At 43.3% G+C, this 16,493-nt stretch carries 20 protein-coding genes; 19 read left to right on the plus strand and 1 reads right to left on the minus strand.

What is annotated here, in order from left to right:
• Positions 1–57: 57 nt before the first annotated feature.
• From NYE70_RS04840 to NYE70_RS04915, 16 genes are all read left to right on the plus strand, one after another.
• A complete protein-coding gene (locus NYE70_RS04840; RefSeq protein WP_341045198.1) occupies positions 58–390 on the plus strand; it encodes a winged helix-turn-helix transcriptional regulator in 333 nt (110 codons plus the stop codon).
• 223 nt (positions 391–613) lie between these two features.
• On the plus strand, positions 614–1,342 hold the full coding sequence (locus NYE70_RS04845) for an NAD(P)-dependent oxidoreductase (protein WP_341045199.1): 729 nt from the start codon (positions 614–616) through the stop codon (positions 1,340–1,342).
• Positions 1,343–1,356: 14 nt separating this feature from the next.
• A complete protein-coding gene (locus NYE70_RS04850; RefSeq protein WP_213655246.1) occupies positions 1,357–1,815 on the plus strand; it encodes a DUF2269 family protein in 459 nt (152 codons plus the stop codon).
• 180 nt (positions 1,816–1,995) lie between these two features.
• A complete protein-coding gene (locus NYE70_RS04855) occupies positions 1,996–3,150 on the plus strand; it encodes a type III polyketide synthase (RefSeq protein ID WP_341045202.1) in 1,155 nt (384 codons plus the stop codon).
• Positions 3,140–3,871, plus strand: a complete 732-nt coding sequence (locus NYE70_RS04860) for a methyltransferase domain-containing protein (protein WP_341045204.1) — start codon at positions 3,140–3,142, stop codon at positions 3,869–3,871. Before NYE70_RS04855 ends, NYE70_RS04860 begins: the two co-directional genes overlap by 11 nt.
• A gap of 5 nt (positions 3,872–3,876) precedes the next feature.
• Positions 3,877–5,034, plus strand: a complete 1,158-nt coding sequence (locus tag NYE70_RS04865) for an NAD(P)/FAD-dependent oxidoreductase (RefSeq protein WP_341045205.1) — start codon at positions 3,877–3,879, stop codon at positions 5,032–5,034.
• Between the two features lie 171 nt (positions 5,035–5,205).
• On the plus strand, positions 5,206–6,291 hold the full coding sequence (locus NYE70_RS04870) for an aminoglycoside phosphotransferase family protein (protein WP_341047514.1): 1,086 nt from the start codon (positions 5,206–5,208) through the stop codon (positions 6,289–6,291).
• A 128-nt stretch (positions 6,292–6,419) separates the two neighbouring features.
• Positions 6,420–6,989: a PadR family transcriptional regulator gene (locus NYE70_RS04875; protein ID WP_341045206.1), complete on the plus strand. Its 570-nt coding sequence runs from the start codon at positions 6,420–6,422 to the stop codon at positions 6,987–6,989.
• Positions 6,986–7,978, plus strand: coding sequence for a BtrH N-terminal domain-containing protein (locus NYE70_RS04880; RefSeq protein WP_341045208.1), 993 nt, complete (start codon positions 6,986–6,988; stop codon positions 7,976–7,978). Before NYE70_RS04875 ends, NYE70_RS04880 begins: the two co-directional genes overlap by 4 nt.
• Positions 7,979–8,198: 220 nt before the next feature.
• Positions 8,199–9,629 (plus strand): right-handed parallel beta-helix repeat-containing protein, encoded by a 1,431-nt coding sequence (locus NYE70_RS04885; RefSeq protein WP_341045209.1) that lies wholly within the window; start codon positions 8,199–8,201, stop codon positions 9,627–9,629.
• Complete coding sequence (locus NYE70_RS04890) at positions 9,626–10,171, plus strand: nitrous oxide reductase accessory protein NosL (protein ID WP_341045210.1); 546 nt, start codon at positions 9,626–9,628, stop codon at positions 10,169–10,171. Before NYE70_RS04885 ends, NYE70_RS04890 begins: the two co-directional genes overlap by 4 nt.
• 5 nt (positions 10,172–10,176) lie before the next feature.
• Positions 10,177–10,998 carry an ABC transporter permease gene (locus tag NYE70_RS04895; protein ID WP_341045211.1) on the plus strand — a complete coding sequence of 274 codons (822 nt, stop codon included), beginning with the start codon at positions 10,177–10,179 and terminating at the stop codon, positions 10,996–10,998.
• Positions 10,991–11,746 (plus strand): ABC transporter ATP-binding protein, encoded by a 756-nt coding sequence (locus NYE70_RS04900; RefSeq protein ID WP_341045212.1) that lies wholly within the window; start codon positions 10,991–10,993, stop codon positions 11,744–11,746. Before NYE70_RS04895 ends, NYE70_RS04900 begins: the two co-directional genes overlap by 8 nt.
• Entirely contained in the window at positions 11,730–12,278 is a 549-nt protein-coding gene (locus NYE70_RS04905) for a TlpA family protein disulfide reductase (RefSeq protein WP_341045213.1), read from the plus strand. Before NYE70_RS04900 ends, NYE70_RS04905 begins: the two co-directional genes overlap by 17 nt.
• A gap of 87 nt (positions 12,279–12,365) precedes the next feature.
• Positions 12,366–13,205, plus strand: coding sequence for a sensor histidine kinase (locus NYE70_RS04910; RefSeq protein WP_211020482.1), 840 nt, complete (start codon positions 12,366–12,368; stop codon positions 13,203–13,205).
• Positions 13,202–13,855: a response regulator gene (locus tag NYE70_RS04915; protein ID WP_211020483.1), complete on the plus strand. Its 654-nt coding sequence runs from the start codon at positions 13,202–13,204 to the stop codon at positions 13,853–13,855. The genes NYE70_RS04910 and NYE70_RS04915 overlap by 4 nt, the downstream gene beginning before the upstream one ends.
• Before the next feature lie 66 nt (positions 13,856–13,921).
• Here NYE70_RS04915 and NYE70_RS04920 read toward each other — a convergent pair whose 3' ends face one another.
• Positions 13,922–14,677, minus strand: a complete 756-nt coding sequence (locus NYE70_RS04920; protein WP_341045214.1) for a YheC/YheD family protein — start codon at positions 14,675–14,677, stop codon at positions 13,922–13,924.
• Between the two features lie 263 nt (positions 14,678–14,940).
• Here NYE70_RS04920 and NYE70_RS04925 point away from each other — a divergent pair, with 263 nt between their 5' ends.
• The 3 genes from NYE70_RS04925 to NYE70_RS04935 are packed head-to-tail and all read left to right on the plus strand — an operon-like array spanning position 14,941 to position 16,314.
• The gene (locus tag NYE70_RS04925) at positions 14,941–15,324 is read left to right on the plus strand and encodes a MarR family winged helix-turn-helix transcriptional regulator (protein WP_341045216.1); all 384 of its coding nucleotides are present in this window, start codon (positions 14,941–14,943) and stop codon (positions 15,322–15,324) included.
• A gap of 41 nt (positions 15,325–15,365) precedes the next feature.
• Positions 15,366–16,004 (plus strand): nitroreductase family protein, encoded by a 639-nt coding sequence (locus NYE70_RS04930; protein ID WP_341045218.1) that lies wholly within the window; start codon positions 15,366–15,368, stop codon positions 16,002–16,004.
• Positions 16,005–16,017: 13 nt separating this feature from the next.
• The gene (locus NYE70_RS04935; protein ID WP_341047516.1) at positions 16,018–16,314 is read left to right on the plus strand and encodes a putative quinol monooxygenase; all 297 of its coding nucleotides are present in this window, start codon (positions 16,018–16,020) and stop codon (positions 16,312–16,314) included.
• Positions 16,315–16,493 lie beyond the last annotated feature (179 nt).

Genomic DNA, 16,493 nt, shown 5'->3' on the forward strand with positions numbered 1-16,493 from the left:
TTTGTTATGTTGATTCCAGGAAATGTACTTACTTATGAGTAAGGGGATGATTTATCAATGATTCATCAGCGTGAATGTCCTGTAGAGACACTCATTCATGTTTTGGGCGGTAAATGGAAGCCGATGATTTTATGGAACTTGATTGAATCCAAAAAGCGATTCAACGATTTGGAGAAGCTTATACCTGATGTATCACAAAAAATGCTTTCACAACATCTGCGGGATTTGGAACGAGAAGGCATCGTCGATAGAACGGTCTATCCTTCGATCCCTCCAAAAGTTGAATATTCTCTTAGTGAATACGGCAGAACCTTGATTCCTGTAGCGGAAGTGATGTGTGCCTGGGGAGAAAATCATAATAAACGGAAATATGAAGAGTCAGCATCATAAAGCTGGTTCAATGAACTTGTACACAAATTCAATCCATCAAAAGCTGCCAAAGCATTCCGGGCAGTTTTTTTATTTCTCTCTTTCTTCCCATCATCCTTTATCCTCTGTAATGCTTACTTATAAGTAAGTACCCTACTTTAAAGTGGGTTCTTAACATCATTTGGAAGCGATGCTAAGCTTGTATTAACCAAATATTAGGGGCTATTAAAGAGGAGGAAAAACAATGAAAATTATTGTTTTCGGAGCTACGGGGAATACAGGGAGAAGAGTGCTGGTGCAGGGAATAAATAGAGGACATGAAATGACCGCTTTCGTGCGAAATGCCGAGAAGCTTTATGATCAACTTGGCAAGCACTCCTCAAAACAAGTGAGAGTAATTGAGGACGATATTATGGACCCGATCAGCGTCAGTGAGGCACTCGCGCATCAAGACGCCGCTATTATTGCAGCCGGTCATGCGGGCCAGGGAGAAGAGTTTGTTCGTATCGTCGATAACATTATAAGCCAGTGTGAATCACAGCTTAATTTCTCAGGGCGGGTATGGATGATGGGGGGCGCCGGTCTCTTGAATATTCCGCATACGGAGCTGATCGGCAACAATTTACCCGGCTTCCCTCCCGAGTACAAAAATCATAACCGGAACTTCGAAAGGCTGCAAAGATCTGAACTCGATTGGTCCGTGATGTGTCCGGGAACCATGATCGATTCAATAGAGCATCCTGGTCCAGTTAATCTACATGTAACAACGGAAATCCTTCCCGTTCCGGTTCCTGAGGTAATCAAGGAATATTCCGAGGCAGAAATAGCCGGCTACCTGTTCAGCCGATTTCAGGAGTTAAATGTTGTTTATGATGATGTCGCAAAGTGTATGTTGGACCACATTGATCTCGGAGGACCATTTAAAAGAAAAAGGGTCGGTCTAGCCTATCAAAATAATATTCCGGTGCGCTAAGGAGAATGGGGATCATGGGTTTGTTTAGTGTACTGCTCGTTTTGCATATATCGGCTTCGATCGCTATCATTGGACCCGCATTTCTGATGCCTTTTATTCGAAGATCCGCTAGAACTGTCGGCCAGATGCAATTTACATTAGGTATAACGACCAAACTTGCGATCCTGCCTAAAATTGGCGGAGTTGTCCTTGGTATAACCGGGGTTGGGCTTATGATCATCACCAAGATGGGGTTATCCCAAATGTGGTTAAATGTATCAATTCTTTTATCGCTGCTTATGGTCGTCATCATCGACGGCTGGATCGCGCCGCGTATGAAAAAGATCGTTAAGATTATATCTGAAACTCAAGATAAGGGCCGTGAAATACCCACCGAGTTCGGACTGGTGCTAAAAAAGATTATACCTGTCGAGACAGCAGCACAGCTGCTGATGATTGCCATATTATTGCTTATGGTCATCAAGCCATTTTAATGATGCCGAAGTTATTCAAGATCATTCCGCCTATAGAGCCCGTGCCCAGCACGGGCTATTGGTTTTGGTTTTGTCATGTTCATAAGATGGGCAAGCTGATGAGAACGGCTTGGAATAAAATTGACGTGCCACTGAATTGAAGTTAAAGCCGCTAATGTATTTTAAGGAGGTAATGTTGCTATGGCAGATGTAAGTTCTATGATTGCTATCACTGGAATCGGCACCGCGTTGCCGCCTTATCGGATGGACCAGGCTGATACGGCACGACGGATCGTTGACGCGCTGAGTAATAACCCGGATTCAGGCCGTTGGGCCAGAAGAATATTCAAGCAGTGCGGTGTTGAAAGCCGATATACATGCGAGCCTGATCTTTTTCTGGAAGCATCGGTATGCCGTTATTTGCCCCAAGAAGATTCTTCGATGGTACCGTCGACAGCAGAACGGATGGCAGTTTATAAACGGGAATCTGTCCCTCTCGCTACAACTGCCGCGAGAGCGGCCTTAGCGGATGCAAAGATGGATCCAGTGCAGATCACACATCTGATCACGGTTAGCTGTACCGGGCAATTTCTTCCGGGTATCGATGCGGCCTTGATTCGAGAGCTAGGGCTGGTGCCTTCGGTCTTGCGAATTCCACTAACTTTCATCGGATGCGCAGCCGGGATGAAGGCGATATGTTTGTCAAAGCAACTGGTGTCCGGAGATCCGAAGGCGAACGTACTGATTGTGTGCGTGGAACTATGCACCTTACATATTCAGCCTTCCGGGGATCGGGAAGCTTTGTTCGGCGCTTCTTTCTTCGGCGATGGAGCTTCGGCTTGCGTAATCGGCGCGTCCTCTTCGCAGCATCAGCATGTTTACCAACTGGGTGATGAGCGTTCAGTGCTGCTTCCTGAAAGCGCCGATGAAATGATTTGGGAGATCGGGAATGATGGGTTCGACCTATATCTGTCCCCGAATATTCCGAGATTGATTGGCAATCATGTTCCAGCCGAAGTAGCTCATCTCGGTGGGGACGAGCCACCCGAATTATGGGCGATTCATCCGGGAGGCAAAGGCATTATTGAAGCGTTGCAATCGAATTATGGTCTAAGGGATGAACAGGTTGCGCCTAGTCTCGGTGTCCTGCGAGAGATTGGAAATGTGTCGTCCGCAACGATTTTATTTGTATTGAAGAAGATGAGGGAACAGCTGCAGGAACAAGGTACCGAGCGTGCATCCGGTCTTGCGTTAGCCTTCGGACCAGGTTTGACGGCGGAGATGATCAAAATTACTTACGTTGCTTCCAGCGTGGCATCCAAGCACAGTACGGAGAATACGGAATATGTTTCCTAAGCTGCATCAGCGGGCATCGGCGGCTGAACTCATGGACGATTTCACAAGCGGAGGGGAGGAGCTTCGTGAGGCATTACGCGAACTTCGCCGTTTAAATAGGCTGTTCGCGGCCAGCGCGCCAACACTATATGGAGTAAAACAACTGTGGCGGGATGCGGGCAAACCGAAGCAGCTGTCCATTACAGACGTCGGTGCCGGCTCCGGTGATGTGAATCGGCGCGTTCTACAATGGGCATCGAAGCAAGGCGTTACGGTGATGGTTACACTGGTCGATATGACGGAAGAAGCCTGCGCAGAAGCGCGTCAATTGTATATGGATGAGCCTCGCGTTCAGGTCGTTCGCGGCAATTTGTTTACACTCCCCGAGGCGAGAACGGATATCGTGACTGGCACACAGCTTTTGCATCATTTTTCGGAGGAAGAACTGCCTCGTGCTGTTGCAAGCATGCTGCGGGCGGCTCGGCTTGGTGTTGTCGTAAATGATATCCATCGGCACTGGATCGCCTGGACGGCGGTATGGCTTGCGACCCGGGTTATCTCATCGAACAAGTATATTTTAAACGACGGACCTTTGTCCGTGGCGAAAGGCTTCCGCTCTCAGGATTGGAAACGTCTTAAGCAAACGATGGGAATCAACCAGATGTTGTATTCCTGGCGGCCGTTGTTTCGTTATGCCGTCGTAATCGGTAAGCCTGATTCATTCTTAAGCGGACGGGACTGATCGAAATGAAGCATTCTGTAGATGTCGTCGTTCTCGGGGGAGGTATCTCGGGAAGCTGTATCGCTAAGGCGCTCGCGGATAAACAGTGGGAGACGGCCTTGATTGACCGGCGAAATTTTCCGCGTCATAAGGTGTGCGGGGAATTCCTCTCGCCAGAAGCACAGAGCACGCTGAACGCTCTAGGATTAACCGAGCCGCTCGAATCTTTATATCCGACGCGGATTGAACGGGCACAGCTCACCTTCGAGCAGGGCCGTGAAATTGAGCTTCCGATCCCTGGCGCTGCCTGGGGGCTTAGCCGATACAGAATGGATGAGGCGTTGCATTCAGCCGCGTTGCAGGCTGGAGCACAGCTGCACCTATCAACCACGGTTACTGGAGTTGAACAGCATGGAGAAGGTTATATCGTCCGAACGAAACGGGGATCGGATACGAACCTGTTCCATGCCAGAGCTGTCATTACAGCTTGGGGAACGAATTCTCGGGTTGCGAATCCAGGACATCGTCCCGATGCAGCCGCTTCGAGCCAGCAAGCTTACATTGGCGTTAAAACTCATTATACCGGTATAAGGATGGGGCCGGTGATTGAAATGTACTTCTTCCAAGGTGGTTATTTAGGGTTATGTCCGGTTGAGGATGGCCGTGTGAATGCTGCGGCGCTGTTGAACCGAAGTGAATTTGTGAAGACGGGCAAATCGGTGATGTCAATTCTGGAAACAGCGATTCAGCGCAACCGGAGACTCGCCGAGCGGCTTGCGCCAGCAGTTCCTGTCCCTGATTCGCAAGCTGCCATTGCTCCCGTCTATCTCCAGCATAAACCATCGCCATGGAACGGGCTTCCCCGAATAGGCGATGCTGCCGCGACGATCGCTCCGCTGTGCGGTGACGGCATGTCGATGGCGCTGCACTCGGCTGCATTATGCGCTCCGCTCGCCGACAGTTATTTGCGGGGAAGCATTTCACTTCTGGAATGGGAACAACGATATACGGAAGTGATCCAGCAGGAGTTCGCCAGTCCATTAAGATGGGGCAGCCTGCTGCAATGGCTTGTGAGCAAGCCTGTCGTTCATCAGCTTGTGCCAAGCGCGGCCCGATTGGCGCCACTGCTGGAGAATGGTTTATTCCGAGCGACAAGATTGAAGCCGATGGAACCGCTGGAATGAAGAAAAATATAACATCAAGTTTTCGGAGTTGTCAGGCTGTCGAGATTTTCTCGACAGCTTTCCTTTCTTATATCACGGGCTCACGAAAAAGGTATTAAACGATTTAAACCATTGTCGGCCTTTCATCATGGTCTGCATGTCAGCTATGATTTATATAATCAGATCATGTTCATGCTAACGGCACATGCAGGTTTCACATTGATAAATGGATCGGGGGAATTCTTTATTAACGATATAAAAGCCGAAACTCTAACACAGGTATTAAGCAAAATGCTTAATACAGAAATAGCTCACGCTGATTTCCAGACTAAACAGTTACATGGTGGAACAGTGGGTGATGTACAACTTGTATCAGGCAATGCAAAAACCGCTGACGGCGGGACATTGCCCTATAAAATCGTAGTAAAAACGCAAAAGAAGTGGGAACGTTACGGCGATCCCCAATCTTGGCGCAGGGAATATGATTTTTATAAATCCAATTTCGGTGCTCTGTTCTCCGAATCGTTCCGTTGGCCTGAATGTTATCATGCTGAAATGAGCGAAGAAGAAAACGAAACCCAGATTTGGATGGAATATATCGAGGGCATATCGGGCTTAGACTTGACTGGCGATATGTATGAACATGCAGCCGAGGGATTAGGACGGTTCCAAGGTCAGTTATATGCCGAACAGCCTGCTTTTTTGCAGAACATGACCAACCTGAGCAAAGTGGATTATATGAAGAACTTCTATTTTCATTATCGGTCATGGAATAGAGTGTACGATTATATACGCTCCGACGATTGTGAAATTCCGAAACACATATGTAATATGCTCATCGAGATTGATGCAAGCGCAGACGAAATAATCAATCGTATAGAAAAACTGCCCATCGTACTGTGCCATAGAGATTTTTGGGTAACGAACCTAATCTATTCGGACGGTAAAATTGCGCTCATCGATTGGGATACTACAGGGTGGGGCTATCTAGGCGAAGATATGGCAAGTCTTATCGCGGACGAAGCGGATATTGAACACATGGTTGAATACTACCATAGATGTATCCCGGCGTATTACAAGGGCTTTTCGGAATATGCGGATATTTCACACATAGCGGATAACTGCATTTATGAGATGATTTTACTTATGTTCGGATACAGGCTTGTAGAGTGGTATATGGACGCAGCATCGGGAAACAAACTGCAAGAAACAAATGATGAAAGAACACTTCACCTTCTTACCTTGCAGAAAATCTTTGAGATGCGGAATGAACAATGATTGATACTTAATAAGAACATGTAGCAGCGGCAGCCTGGTGGCTGTCGTTGTTTTTGTATGATTTTATTGACTGTAATATTACACCGGTGTAATATATCGATATAGGATAATTATGGAAGGATACTTTTATGGACATTACTAATGTTGAATTTATGCTTTTACAGATTATCTGTGAGCGGAAGGAGGCTTCCGGTTATGAAATCAATCAGTTAATCAAAGAACGGGGTTACAGGGAATGGGTAGATATGGGTACTACTTCTATCTATGTCGGTCTAAAAAAATTAAGCAACAAGCAACTTGTTAATTCCTATTTAGATACAACCAAACAAGGAAAAGGGCCCATGCCAAAGAAATTTGAAGTAACAAATCATGGTGTGGCATTACTTAAACAAATTACCTTGGAGTACTTATCTACTTCACGTGAAAGAGATAATAAATTCGATTTAGCTCTTGCAGCCATTCCGTTCTTGACCACTAATGAACTTGTGACAGCACTTCAAAAGAGAAATGATTTCCTTACTCATGTTGCTAGCAACATTAATGAAAAGTTTGAATCACAAGGCGGATTAAGACTACCTTTGCACGTTCAAGCATTATTCAGACATCCTCTTTTACTAATAAAACATGAAATTGAGTTTATGGAAGTCTTAATCAAGGATTTATTAGAAAAAAATGATGATAGGAGAATGGATGAATGATCATAAACAATTTTTCTCCTTTTTCTGGTGAACACTGTGAAACCACAGCTACCGGAACCTTGCTAAAAAGATTAGGAATTGAACTGTCTGAGGCGATGTTATTTGGAATTGGCGGTGGGTTGGGCTTTATCTATTGGGACATGAAGAATATGGACTTTCCGTTTATCGGGGGAAGGATTAAGCCTGATCTGCTGACCCGTAATATTGTCAACCGCTTAAATCTTCGGATGGAAGTAAAAGAGACTTCATCCCCTAAAAAGGCATGGGAAAATGTTAAGGAGAACGTAGACCAAGGAAATATAGTTGGATTAAAGCTTGACTGCTACCACTTGGATTATTTCACGAACAAGGTACATTTTGCCGGGCATTATGTGGCCATGTATGGATATGACGATCATTATGCTTATTTAGTTGACACAAGACAACAGGGCGGAATGGAAGGTTTGGTAAAAACAAGTCTTGAGAATTTGGCATTAGCTAGAAATGAAAAAGGCCAAATGTCGTCAAAAAATCTATCTTATACTATCCGGAAAATAGAGGAAGTACCTGATTTAAGAAATGTGATTATAAAAGCGATCAATGAGAACGCTAATGATTATATTAACCCGCCTATCAAAAATTTGGGCTATAAAGGTATTAAGAAAACAAGTGTTGAGATTAATAAGTGGTTTGAGAGAAGTAAAAACATCGAAGATGATTTAGTACTAACAGCTACTTTAATGGAACGCGGAGGAACCGGGGGTTCTCTCTTTAGAAATATGTACAGAGACTTCTTAAAGGAGTGTTTGATTATAATTGATTATGCTCCACTACAAAATGCATATGATCTCTTTTCCGAGATTGCACCGATGTGGGGGGAGGTATCAGAACTAATCAGGAAAGCTGGGGAAAGACAAGAAATACGATGCTTAAATCAGGCATCAGATCTTCTTATGGAATTATCAAGTATGGAATATGAGGCGATGAAACAACTATCAAGAATCAGTTGAAGTAGCTATTCCACTGCGTGTATTTTGCAAAAAAATAATAACTGGGATATTACTGAAATAGCAGCCGGTAACGGTTGCTTTTTCTTTTTTGCGAGCATGATTAAGCTTGTAACTTCGCATGTTAGTCATGTCACATAACATTCACAATAAATTTAATATCTATGAAAAATATCACTCGAATGAGCTATATCATACCGTATTGGTTTGATTTATTCTTTTTGTGGAGAGAATTATTAAAAATACTCTACTGGAAAGGAGGATAACTATCCATTTCACTAACCTAAAATATACATTTATAAGAAAGAGCCCATTCATTTGCATTGCTTTTGCAGCTATATTAATTAATCTATCTTGGGATTTAACAGAAGTAGATGCTGATGAAGGATCTATTCCTTCACTTCAGGAAATTGTCGACAGGGCGAAGCCTGGGGAACGCATTGTGTTATCGGATGCGGAATTTTCCGGACCAATCTTGATTAATAAGAAATTAACTATTCAGGCCTTGGAGGGTGTTTCGCTAATCAACGAATCTCTTGAACCTGCAATAACCATACAAGCTGAAGGGGTAACCGTTCAGGGAATCCGAGTCTTACAAAAGCAATCAGGCGAAGAATCCAAAGCCGTTTCTGTTCAAGCAAATGGAGTCGTTTTAAGAAATTTAAAGATCACAACACGCGGATATGGAATTCTTTTACGCGATTCCGTCGATGGCGTATTGGAAGATAACTTGATCTCTTGGGATAGTAGTCAAGGACCTTCCACCTTAGGAGAGAAGGGAAATGGAATTGACCTTTTCAACTCAAGTGATACCCGAATCGAAAACAATAGGATCGTGAATATGCGGGACGGAATTTATCTGGATAACAGCAAGGATTTGAACATCTTTAAAAACAAAATATTGGGATCACGTTATGGCATTCATTGCATGTATAATGATGGAACAAAAATTATCGGAAATATCGGCGAATACAATGTCACCGGAGCAATGATTATGGGTGTACGCGATGTAGTAGTTTCGGACAACTCCTTCGTCAAGCAAAGGAACAATGTAAATTCGCAAGGCATTCTGCTTTATGACGTTCAAAGATCTATCGTTGAAAAGAATGATATTGAAGGGAACCGTGTCGGAATCTATCTTGAACGTTCCAGTCAAAACGAACTGAGAAACAACTCCATTTACAGAAATTTTGTAGGTATCCAATTTGTAAACGCAGAGAACAACTTCATTCATGACAATGATTTTGTTGCCAATGTTATTGAGGCGGAAGCAATGGATAGCGAATCAAATCAAATTGAGCAAAACTTTTGGGATACTGCCCAGGTTCTCGATATGAACAATGATGGGAATAGCGATATCCAATATTCAATCAACCCGTTCTACCGCAAGTTAATTTCTGAAACTCCGGCCTTTCAACTTTTTTTTCAATCGCCTGGAATCAGTTTCTTAAGCGGAATGTATGAGCAAGATAATCAGCATAGCTGGACCACGGACAGTTCGCCGAGACTGAAACTGAATCAACCCGGACTGACATCGAACTCTACCGTTGAGGACAAACCGCTTCCAGATAAAGTTTTCTTGATGATAGTTTCTTCAATGCTGTTGTTGATATCCATATTAACCATACTCTATTCAAGGGGGCAAAAAAAATGAAAAAGGGAATCTTTGCTTTGAGTTTAGTTTTAGTCTTAATTGCCATCACCGGCTGTGGAAAGAAAACGTATCAACCTCAAGCTATCAATGAGGATGTCGATGTATGCGTAATATGTAACATGCAGGTCAAGGATGATGCTTTTGCAACCCAAATCGTAACGAAGGAAGGCAAGAGCCTCAAGTTTGACGATATCGGATGCATGAATGAATGGAAATCGAAAAATGGCACCAGTGAAATCGGAATGGCGTATGTCCGTGACTACAATGATAAAGAATGGATCGAATACGGCAAAGCAGCTTATGTCTATGACGCCTCCATTCGTACGCCTATGGCATATGGGCTTATAAGTTTTAAAGACCAAAAATCCGCGGAACAATTTATTCAGGAGCAGGGTGTGGGCCAATTGCTGAGCTCGGAGGAACTCGCTAACCATACATGGGAACAAAGTAATAACATGATGGACATGCATAGCGACGGAGAAGGCCATGATCATTCCCACACCCATGATGAAAATATGAGTGAAGACAAATCGGGACATTGATCATTATGTCGGATATGCTGCAAGTTGCAAAGAAAGAAATAAAAATTGGATTTAGAAATCCTTGGGCATATTCATTTTTAATATTGTTCTCCGTGTTCAGCCTGAGTTTATTATTAGTCAATTCTCAAAATGAGATCAGCGGATATTCCGGTGTTACAGGTTCGATGTTAAGTTTAACCTTATATTTACTTCCCTTAATGTCACTATTTCTGGGATCCTTCTCATTAACCGCCGAAAAAGAAGAGGGAAGCTGGCAGTTGCTATCTACCTATCCACTGGGGACAATCTCCTTTATGTTGGGCAAGTACATCGGTTTGTCCGCCGTATTGTTGACTATCATTTCCTTTGGTTATGGATTAATGGGATTAATTACCGCACTGATTGGTAAAATGTTCGATATTAATACATATTTGCTCTTTTTATCATTTTCATGCGGACTGGTTCTACTATTCTTAACGATCGCGCTATGGATCGGCTCTTTGGCAAAAAATCGTTGGCAAGCATTGACGATATCCGTCATGATCTGGTTCTTTACGGTCATTGCTTGGCCGACGATATTAATCGCTGTCCTGGGGCTGCTTCCATACTTATGGATCAAACCGCTTCTCATTATATTCACGTTCTTGAATCCGGCGGAATTCGTAAGACTGTTTGTTGTGATCAAGCTTGGGGGCGGCGCTGTTCTTGGACCTGAATATTACAAATGGGTAAGCTGGATTCACAGTTCTAACGGCAGTTTTTCATTTTTCGTTCTCTTCTTAATCTGGTTGCTTTTTAGCTTAACATGTGTTTGCTGGATCTGGGAAAGGAGGAGGCCCCGTGCCTGAACCCTTTGTTATCGCATCAAATATTAATAAAACAATTAAAAGTCAAAAGATTGTTCAGGATATTTCCTTTGAGCTTGAAAAAGGTAGTATTGTTGGATTATGCGGCGGTAATGGGGCGGGAAAAAGCACCGTTCTGCGCATGGTTGCTGGGATTCTTCAGCCCACCTCCGGAAATATCGTCGTTAGCGGGTTACAATGGAAGAACGACAGAAAGAAGTTCGCTGAACAAATTGGATATATGCCCGATGATTTTCAGTTTCCGCAAGGAATGACGGCCCAAGAGATTTTGTCCTTCTGGGCCTCATTACGTGAAATGCCTGAACAAAGAGTGCATGAAGTATTAAGCCTTGTTGGTTTGGCTGATAAAAAGAACAAACTCGTCAGCACTTTTTCCAAAGGGATGCGGCAGCGCGTCCTCTTTGCACAAGCCATTCTGTCCAAGCCCGCATTGCTGATCATGGACGAGCCGACCAATGGTCTTGACCCTTATTGGATGAAGGAATTTGTGAACCTTGTGAAAGTCGTTAAAACGGAAGGGCAGACGGTTTTCTTTTCCACCCACCAACTGGATATTGCCGAAGAACTGGCGGACTATGTCATCTTTTTGAATGAAGGACAAAACTGCGGTGAGGGTTCAGTAGAGGAGTACAGTCAGTTGTTTGGTGAATTTCCTTTACATAAAGCATTTCAGTATAGTATGGAGCTCACCACAAAGAAAGAGAAAGTAAAAGATGAAAATGAAGATTAATTTTCGATTTGGATTGACCTTTTTCATCGGCCTATTTGCATTATTAGCAGTTATTTGGGTTGTTGTATCCACAAGTCAAAAGAATGAGGACAAAGCATCAACCGAACGTCTGAGTATCGGAGCGACCGCACCTGATTTTCAAGCTACAAATACACTTGGAGAAAAGGTCACACTCTCAGATTTTCGCGGAAAGTCCGTTGTGATCAATTTTTGGGCGTCCTGGTGTGGACCCTGCGTGAACGAAATGCCGCTCATTAATCGTGTATTCCAAGATAGCGATTCCGATGTCGTAACCTTGTTTGTAAATGTTGGGGAATCCAAAGGAACCGTGAATGAGTTTTTGACCCAGCATCAATTCGATTTCCCTGTCATTATTGACGTTACCGGTAAAATATCAGGAATGTACGCAGTTACAGGCTTGCCGGTTACTTATATCCTTGAAAAGGAAGGTAACATCGCGCACTCGATTATTGGTGAAATAAGCAGCGAAAATCAACTGTATAATTATCTTGAAACCGCAAAAGAGGATTAAATTTAATTTAATCCTCTTTTCCTTGAGATTACGATATGCTTTGATATAAATATAAATATAGATTAGATGTTTGAGGAGTGTTCGGGCGTGACTTATAAACAAATCAAGTGGATGATTTTATTCGTACCGACTTTGATAGTAGGATTATGGGAATATGTCCGACACCAATTTCTAATGCCGTACATTTCCATGGATTTGGGGAACTGGCTTACGCCAATTTTAGTATACCTTGTTAGTGTGACTCTTCTCAACCAATTGTTCTCTCAACTGGAAAAGATTCAACAAGAACTTCAGGCTGAGCGGGCACAAAAGGCAGCGCTCCAGGCGCGTGAACAGCTGGCCAAAGAGCTTCACGACGGAATAGCCCAGTCGCTTTTTTTACTATCCGTTAAGGTTGATCAACTTGAATTTACAACAGATCGAAATAAGCATGAAGACGCAGTCTATGCAGTTCGAAAGACTGTTCATGAAGTGAACAGATATGTAAGACAAGCCATAGCGAACCTTAAATATTCGACCAATACCAATAGTGAAGTTGTTCTGAAGGAAACTTTAGAAGATAAAGTCAAGCAAATTGCTGATGAAGTACTTATTCCAATCGAATTAGATTGGAACATTAAAGAGAATGTTATGACTCCGAAGGAAAAAATTGAAATATTAGCCTGTATTCGTGAAGCTGTTGTAAATATCCAGAAGCACGCTCGTGCATCGAAGGGCTGGATTGTTGCACAAGGAGATGAAGCGGGGTGGGTAGTAACCATTAAAGATAATGGAGATGGATTTCGAGAAGAAATTATAGATTCAAAAGAAAGTTACGGTTTGAACATTATGAAGGATCGTGCAGAAGATATGAAATGGCAGCTTCGAATTTTTAATCATCATGCGTTGACAACACTTGAGATACAAAAAGGAGGAGGGGAGGATTGAAGACACGAGTATTAGTCGTTGATGACCATGCCCATGCAAGGGAAGCGATATGTGAAATCATTGCTACGGACGACAGGTATGAAATTGTAGGCGTTGTCGCAAGCGGCCAAGAAGCTATAGATTTCACGGAACAATGGATGCCTGATTTGATATTAATGGATATTCAAATGCCTGACATGGATGGGTTGGAAACAACGCAGCGCATCAAGCTGCGTTTTCCTTACGTGAAAATTGTCATGATCACCGTTTCGGATGACATGTTTCATCTTTTGGAAGCTTTAAAACGAGGAGCGCAAGGTTATCTGCTCAAAAATCTGGCACCCTCAACCTGGATCAAGTACTTAAACTCCATCGTGAATGAAGAAACTCCTTTAAGCCGGGAGCTTGCTTTTGAAATTTTAAAGGATGTATCACTTGCTAATAATAAAGAAGTTGATGAATCTTTGACGTTTAGAGAACAAGAAATATTAAGTAATGTTGCGGATGGCCTGACCAATAAAGAAATTGCAGAAAAACTGGTGATTTCGGAGCATACCGTCAAAAATCACTTGAAGAACATACTTCAAAAGCTGCAACTTCAAAATAGAGTCCAGTTAACACGCTATGCGTTTGAACAGGGGCTCCTCTCCCGTAGAGATAAAAAGGAATAGTTAGACTTCTTATCAGGAAGCCGCAGGAAAATGCGGCTTCCTATTTCCTAATCCGGATAGCTTTCGCTATTTATAACGTCCATATTGCTTCCCGTAAGACAGAATTTTTTTATAAATGCTCTTATCTTTTAATGCTTTAAGCGGGTATATTTGCGGCCGAGTGTTCACTTCCAGAATCCAGGCTTTACCTTTGGAGTCAATTGCCACATCCAGACCGAGTTCTTTGAATCCTTTATAATTTCGATCAAAATTTTTGCCAACGGCAACGCCAAGTCTTTTGAGATCCGACTCGAGCTGTGGAGTGAAGGCGGAACTGAATTTGGCACCATTCATTGTATTGTGGAATGTTCCGATAGTACCGCCTTGATTATAATTGGTGGCTACCTTTTTCGGATTGCCGATTTTGGTGAAGAGGGCGGTGCTAGCCCAAGTTCCTTGTTTGGTTTTCTGAACCATAACCCGGACATCGAATGGCTTTCCGTTACTTTTGGCTAAGCGAATTCCTTTTTGCAAAAGATAAGGTCTGGTCCCCGCAAAGCGGTTCAGATCACGATACAACTGCGTTGTAGTTGAGTACGATCTTTTAGTTGTGTTCAACTGGGTTTGGTAGCCACCGGCGGTTTTACTGATACGAATAATGTTATTTCCGCCCGATCCATTTGTAGGTTTAAAGAAGACGGTGGTGTAGTCGGCAAGCATGCTGGAAAGATTTTTTTTGTTAAAGGGTAAGGTGATGGGGATATACTTATTAATATAGCTATCTTTAAGCAACCATTGGGTTTTCGTCCACTTACTCTTGATCGTGCTGCTTTTGTATTTCATTATGAAGAGTATCACCTCTTGTTTTTGATTAGCATATGCCGAAAAATCGAACGAGTCACCCTGATGGCATTGAACCAGTATATAAGCCTACGACCATTTTTATATAAAAAGTAGAAATTATTATTAGGAACTTTTCCGGAAAAGTTCTTGATTTTCTGAAAAGAATGATTTATCATTGACCCATCAACCATTGACGGGTCAATGAGTCGAAGGAGGTTAATATCATCTCTACGTGTCATACGGATGATCTGCTTTACTTGCTTATGCATTTAAACAAGCATATTGCGACCCGGTTTGAAAGATGTGCTGGAGTTAGTCCCAACCGGCTCGAACTCCTTTGCAAGCTGACGGGTGGCCAAATTAGCCAGTCGGACCTGCAGAAAGCCGTGTCTATCGATCCAGCTGCAGTGACCCGCCATGTTCAGCAATTGGAAGCGGAAGGGATTCTTCTGCGGACTAGGTCGGAGAGCGACAATCGGATTACGTTAGTTCAGCTGACCGAGGAAGGCAGGAGTAAGGTAGTGAAGTTTAAAGAGGAGAAAGAGCGGTTTCTGGAGGAATTACAGGCAGACCTCACGGAATCGGAACGACTTGGATTAATTCAAGGTCTGCAGAAGCTGAACAGCCAGATTCAACAAATGAAATAAACCTTAAAACCAATTAACTATAGAGATTAGGAGAGAATAACATGACTGCAACTACTCTAAGCAATGATTTTAAAGAAATTATTTCTACCCGGCACTCTGTGCGCGTATACGATCCATCGGTTAAAATTAGCCGCGAGGAAATGACCGAAATGTTGGAAGAAGCGACTTTGGCCCCGTCGTCCGTTAATCTTCAACCATGGAGATTCCTTGTCATTGATAGCCCGGAAGGTAAATCAACGCTTGAAGAGCTTGCGCCAGGCAACAAAAACCAAGTTACAACCTCATCTGCAGTCATTGCTGTGTTCGGCGATATGAACGCATTTGACAATGCTGACTATATTATGAGTACTGATGTGGAAAAGGGCTTTATGCCACAAGAGATTAAAGAACAAATCATGGCTAACTATACTGATCTTTTCGGCCGTATCCCGGCCCAGGCTTTTCGCGAAATGATTCTTATTGACGGCGGCCTGGTTTCCATGCAGCTTATGCTTTCCGCTCGTGCCCACGGATATGATACAAACCCGATTGGCGGATATGACAAATCCCGTATTGCTGAAGCCTTTGGTATGGAAAAGGACCGCTATGTACCGGTTATGCTCATCTCCGTAGGTAAAGCGGTTAAAGAGCCGCGCAAAACCAGTCGTCTTCCTATTGACCGAATTGCACAGTGGAAGTGAGGCTTTGACTAACATGATTATTATTCATGCGGAAATGAAAGTTAATCGCGAAGTAGAGGCGGAATTTCTGAAGTCCGTACAAGAACTTATTGAAGCATCCCGCGCGGAAGCAGGGAATGTATCGTATAAGCTTCTGAAGGATACGGATCAGGATGATACCTATCTCATGATCGAACAGTGGAAAGACCAAGAAGCAGTAGCGGCTCACAATGCAAGCAGCCATTTTCAGGCGTTCGTTGCTCAAGCAGCAAAATTCCTGACAGCTCCGTTACAGGCTCAAGCTTTTGCAGGTCAGCCCATCAGTAAATAATACAAGGTCAAAAGGGATAGCTGAATAAAATAAGGGAGGCAGCCGGCAACGGTTGCCTTTTTTTATGCCAGTGTTGCGCGAGATCAATGACAATGATATGCTGGAATTTTGAAAATTCGAAAGACTATGTATTAGAAACTAATTGAACCTTAGGAGCAAGAAAGCAGAGGTAGTTAAAC

The organism is Paenibacillus sp. FSL R5-0407 (assembly GCF_038009185.1).
In the GTDB taxonomy this organism is placed as follows: Bacteria; Bacillota; Bacilli; order Paenibacillales; family Paenibacillaceae; genus Fontibacillus; species Fontibacillus vini.

What these genes read in the sequence shown, in the direction of transcription:
- NYE70_RS04920 (WP_341045214.1), bottom strand. Translation starts at nt 14,677, where the DNA reads ATGAAATACAAAAGCAGCACGATCAAGAGTAAGTGGACGAAAACCCAA.
- NYE70_RS04935 (WP_341047516.1), top strand. Translation starts at nt 16,018, where the DNA reads ATGATTATTATTCATGCGGAAATGAAAGTTAATCGCGAAGTAGAGGCG.
- NYE70_RS04850 (WP_213655246.1), top strand. Translation starts at nt 1,357, where the DNA reads ATGGGTTTGTTTAGTGTACTGCTCGTTTTGCATATATCGGCTTCGATC.
- NYE70_RS04925 (WP_341045216.1), top strand. Translation starts at nt 14,941, where the DNA reads ATGCATTTAAACAAGCATATTGCGACCCGGTTTGAAAGATGTGCTGGA.
- NYE70_RS04880 (WP_341045208.1), top strand. Translation starts at nt 6,986, where the DNA reads ATGATCATAAACAATTTTTCTCCTTTTTCTGGTGAACACTGTGAAACC.
- NYE70_RS04845 (WP_341045199.1), top strand. Translation starts at nt 614, where the DNA reads ATGAAAATTATTGTTTTCGGAGCTACGGGGAATACAGGGAGAAGAGTG.
- NYE70_RS04870 (WP_341047514.1), top strand. Translation starts at nt 5,206, where the DNA reads ATGCTAACGGCACATGCAGGTTTCACATTGATAAATGGATCGGGGGAA.
- NYE70_RS04895 (WP_341045211.1), top strand. Translation starts at nt 10,177, where the DNA reads ATGTCGGATATGCTGCAAGTTGCAAAGAAAGAAATAAAAATTGGATTT.
- NYE70_RS04840 (WP_341045198.1), top strand. Translation starts at nt 58, where the DNA reads ATGATTCATCAGCGTGAATGTCCTGTAGAGACACTCATTCATGTTTTG.
- NYE70_RS04865 (WP_341045205.1), top strand. Translation starts at nt 3,877, where the DNA reads ATGAAGCATTCTGTAGATGTCGTCGTTCTCGGGGGAGGTATCTCGGGA.
- NYE70_RS04930 (WP_341045218.1), top strand. Translation starts at nt 15,366, where the DNA reads ATGACTGCAACTACTCTAAGCAATGATTTTAAAGAAATTATTTCTACC.
- NYE70_RS04905 (WP_341045213.1), top strand. Translation starts at nt 11,730, where the DNA reads ATGAAAATGAAGATTAATTTTCGATTTGGATTGACCTTTTTCATCGGC.
- NYE70_RS04855 (WP_341045202.1), top strand. Translation starts at nt 1,996, where the DNA reads ATGGCAGATGTAAGTTCTATGATTGCTATCACTGGAATCGGCACCGCG.
- NYE70_RS04860 (WP_341045204.1), top strand. Translation starts at nt 3,140, where the DNA reads ATGTTTCCTAAGCTGCATCAGCGGGCATCGGCGGCTGAACTCATGGAC.
- NYE70_RS04875 (WP_341045206.1), top strand. Translation starts at nt 6,420, where the DNA reads ATGGACATTACTAATGTTGAATTTATGCTTTTACAGATTATCTGTGAG.
- NYE70_RS04890 (WP_341045210.1), top strand. Translation starts at nt 9,626, where the DNA reads ATGAAAAAGGGAATCTTTGCTTTGAGTTTAGTTTTAGTCTTAATTGCC.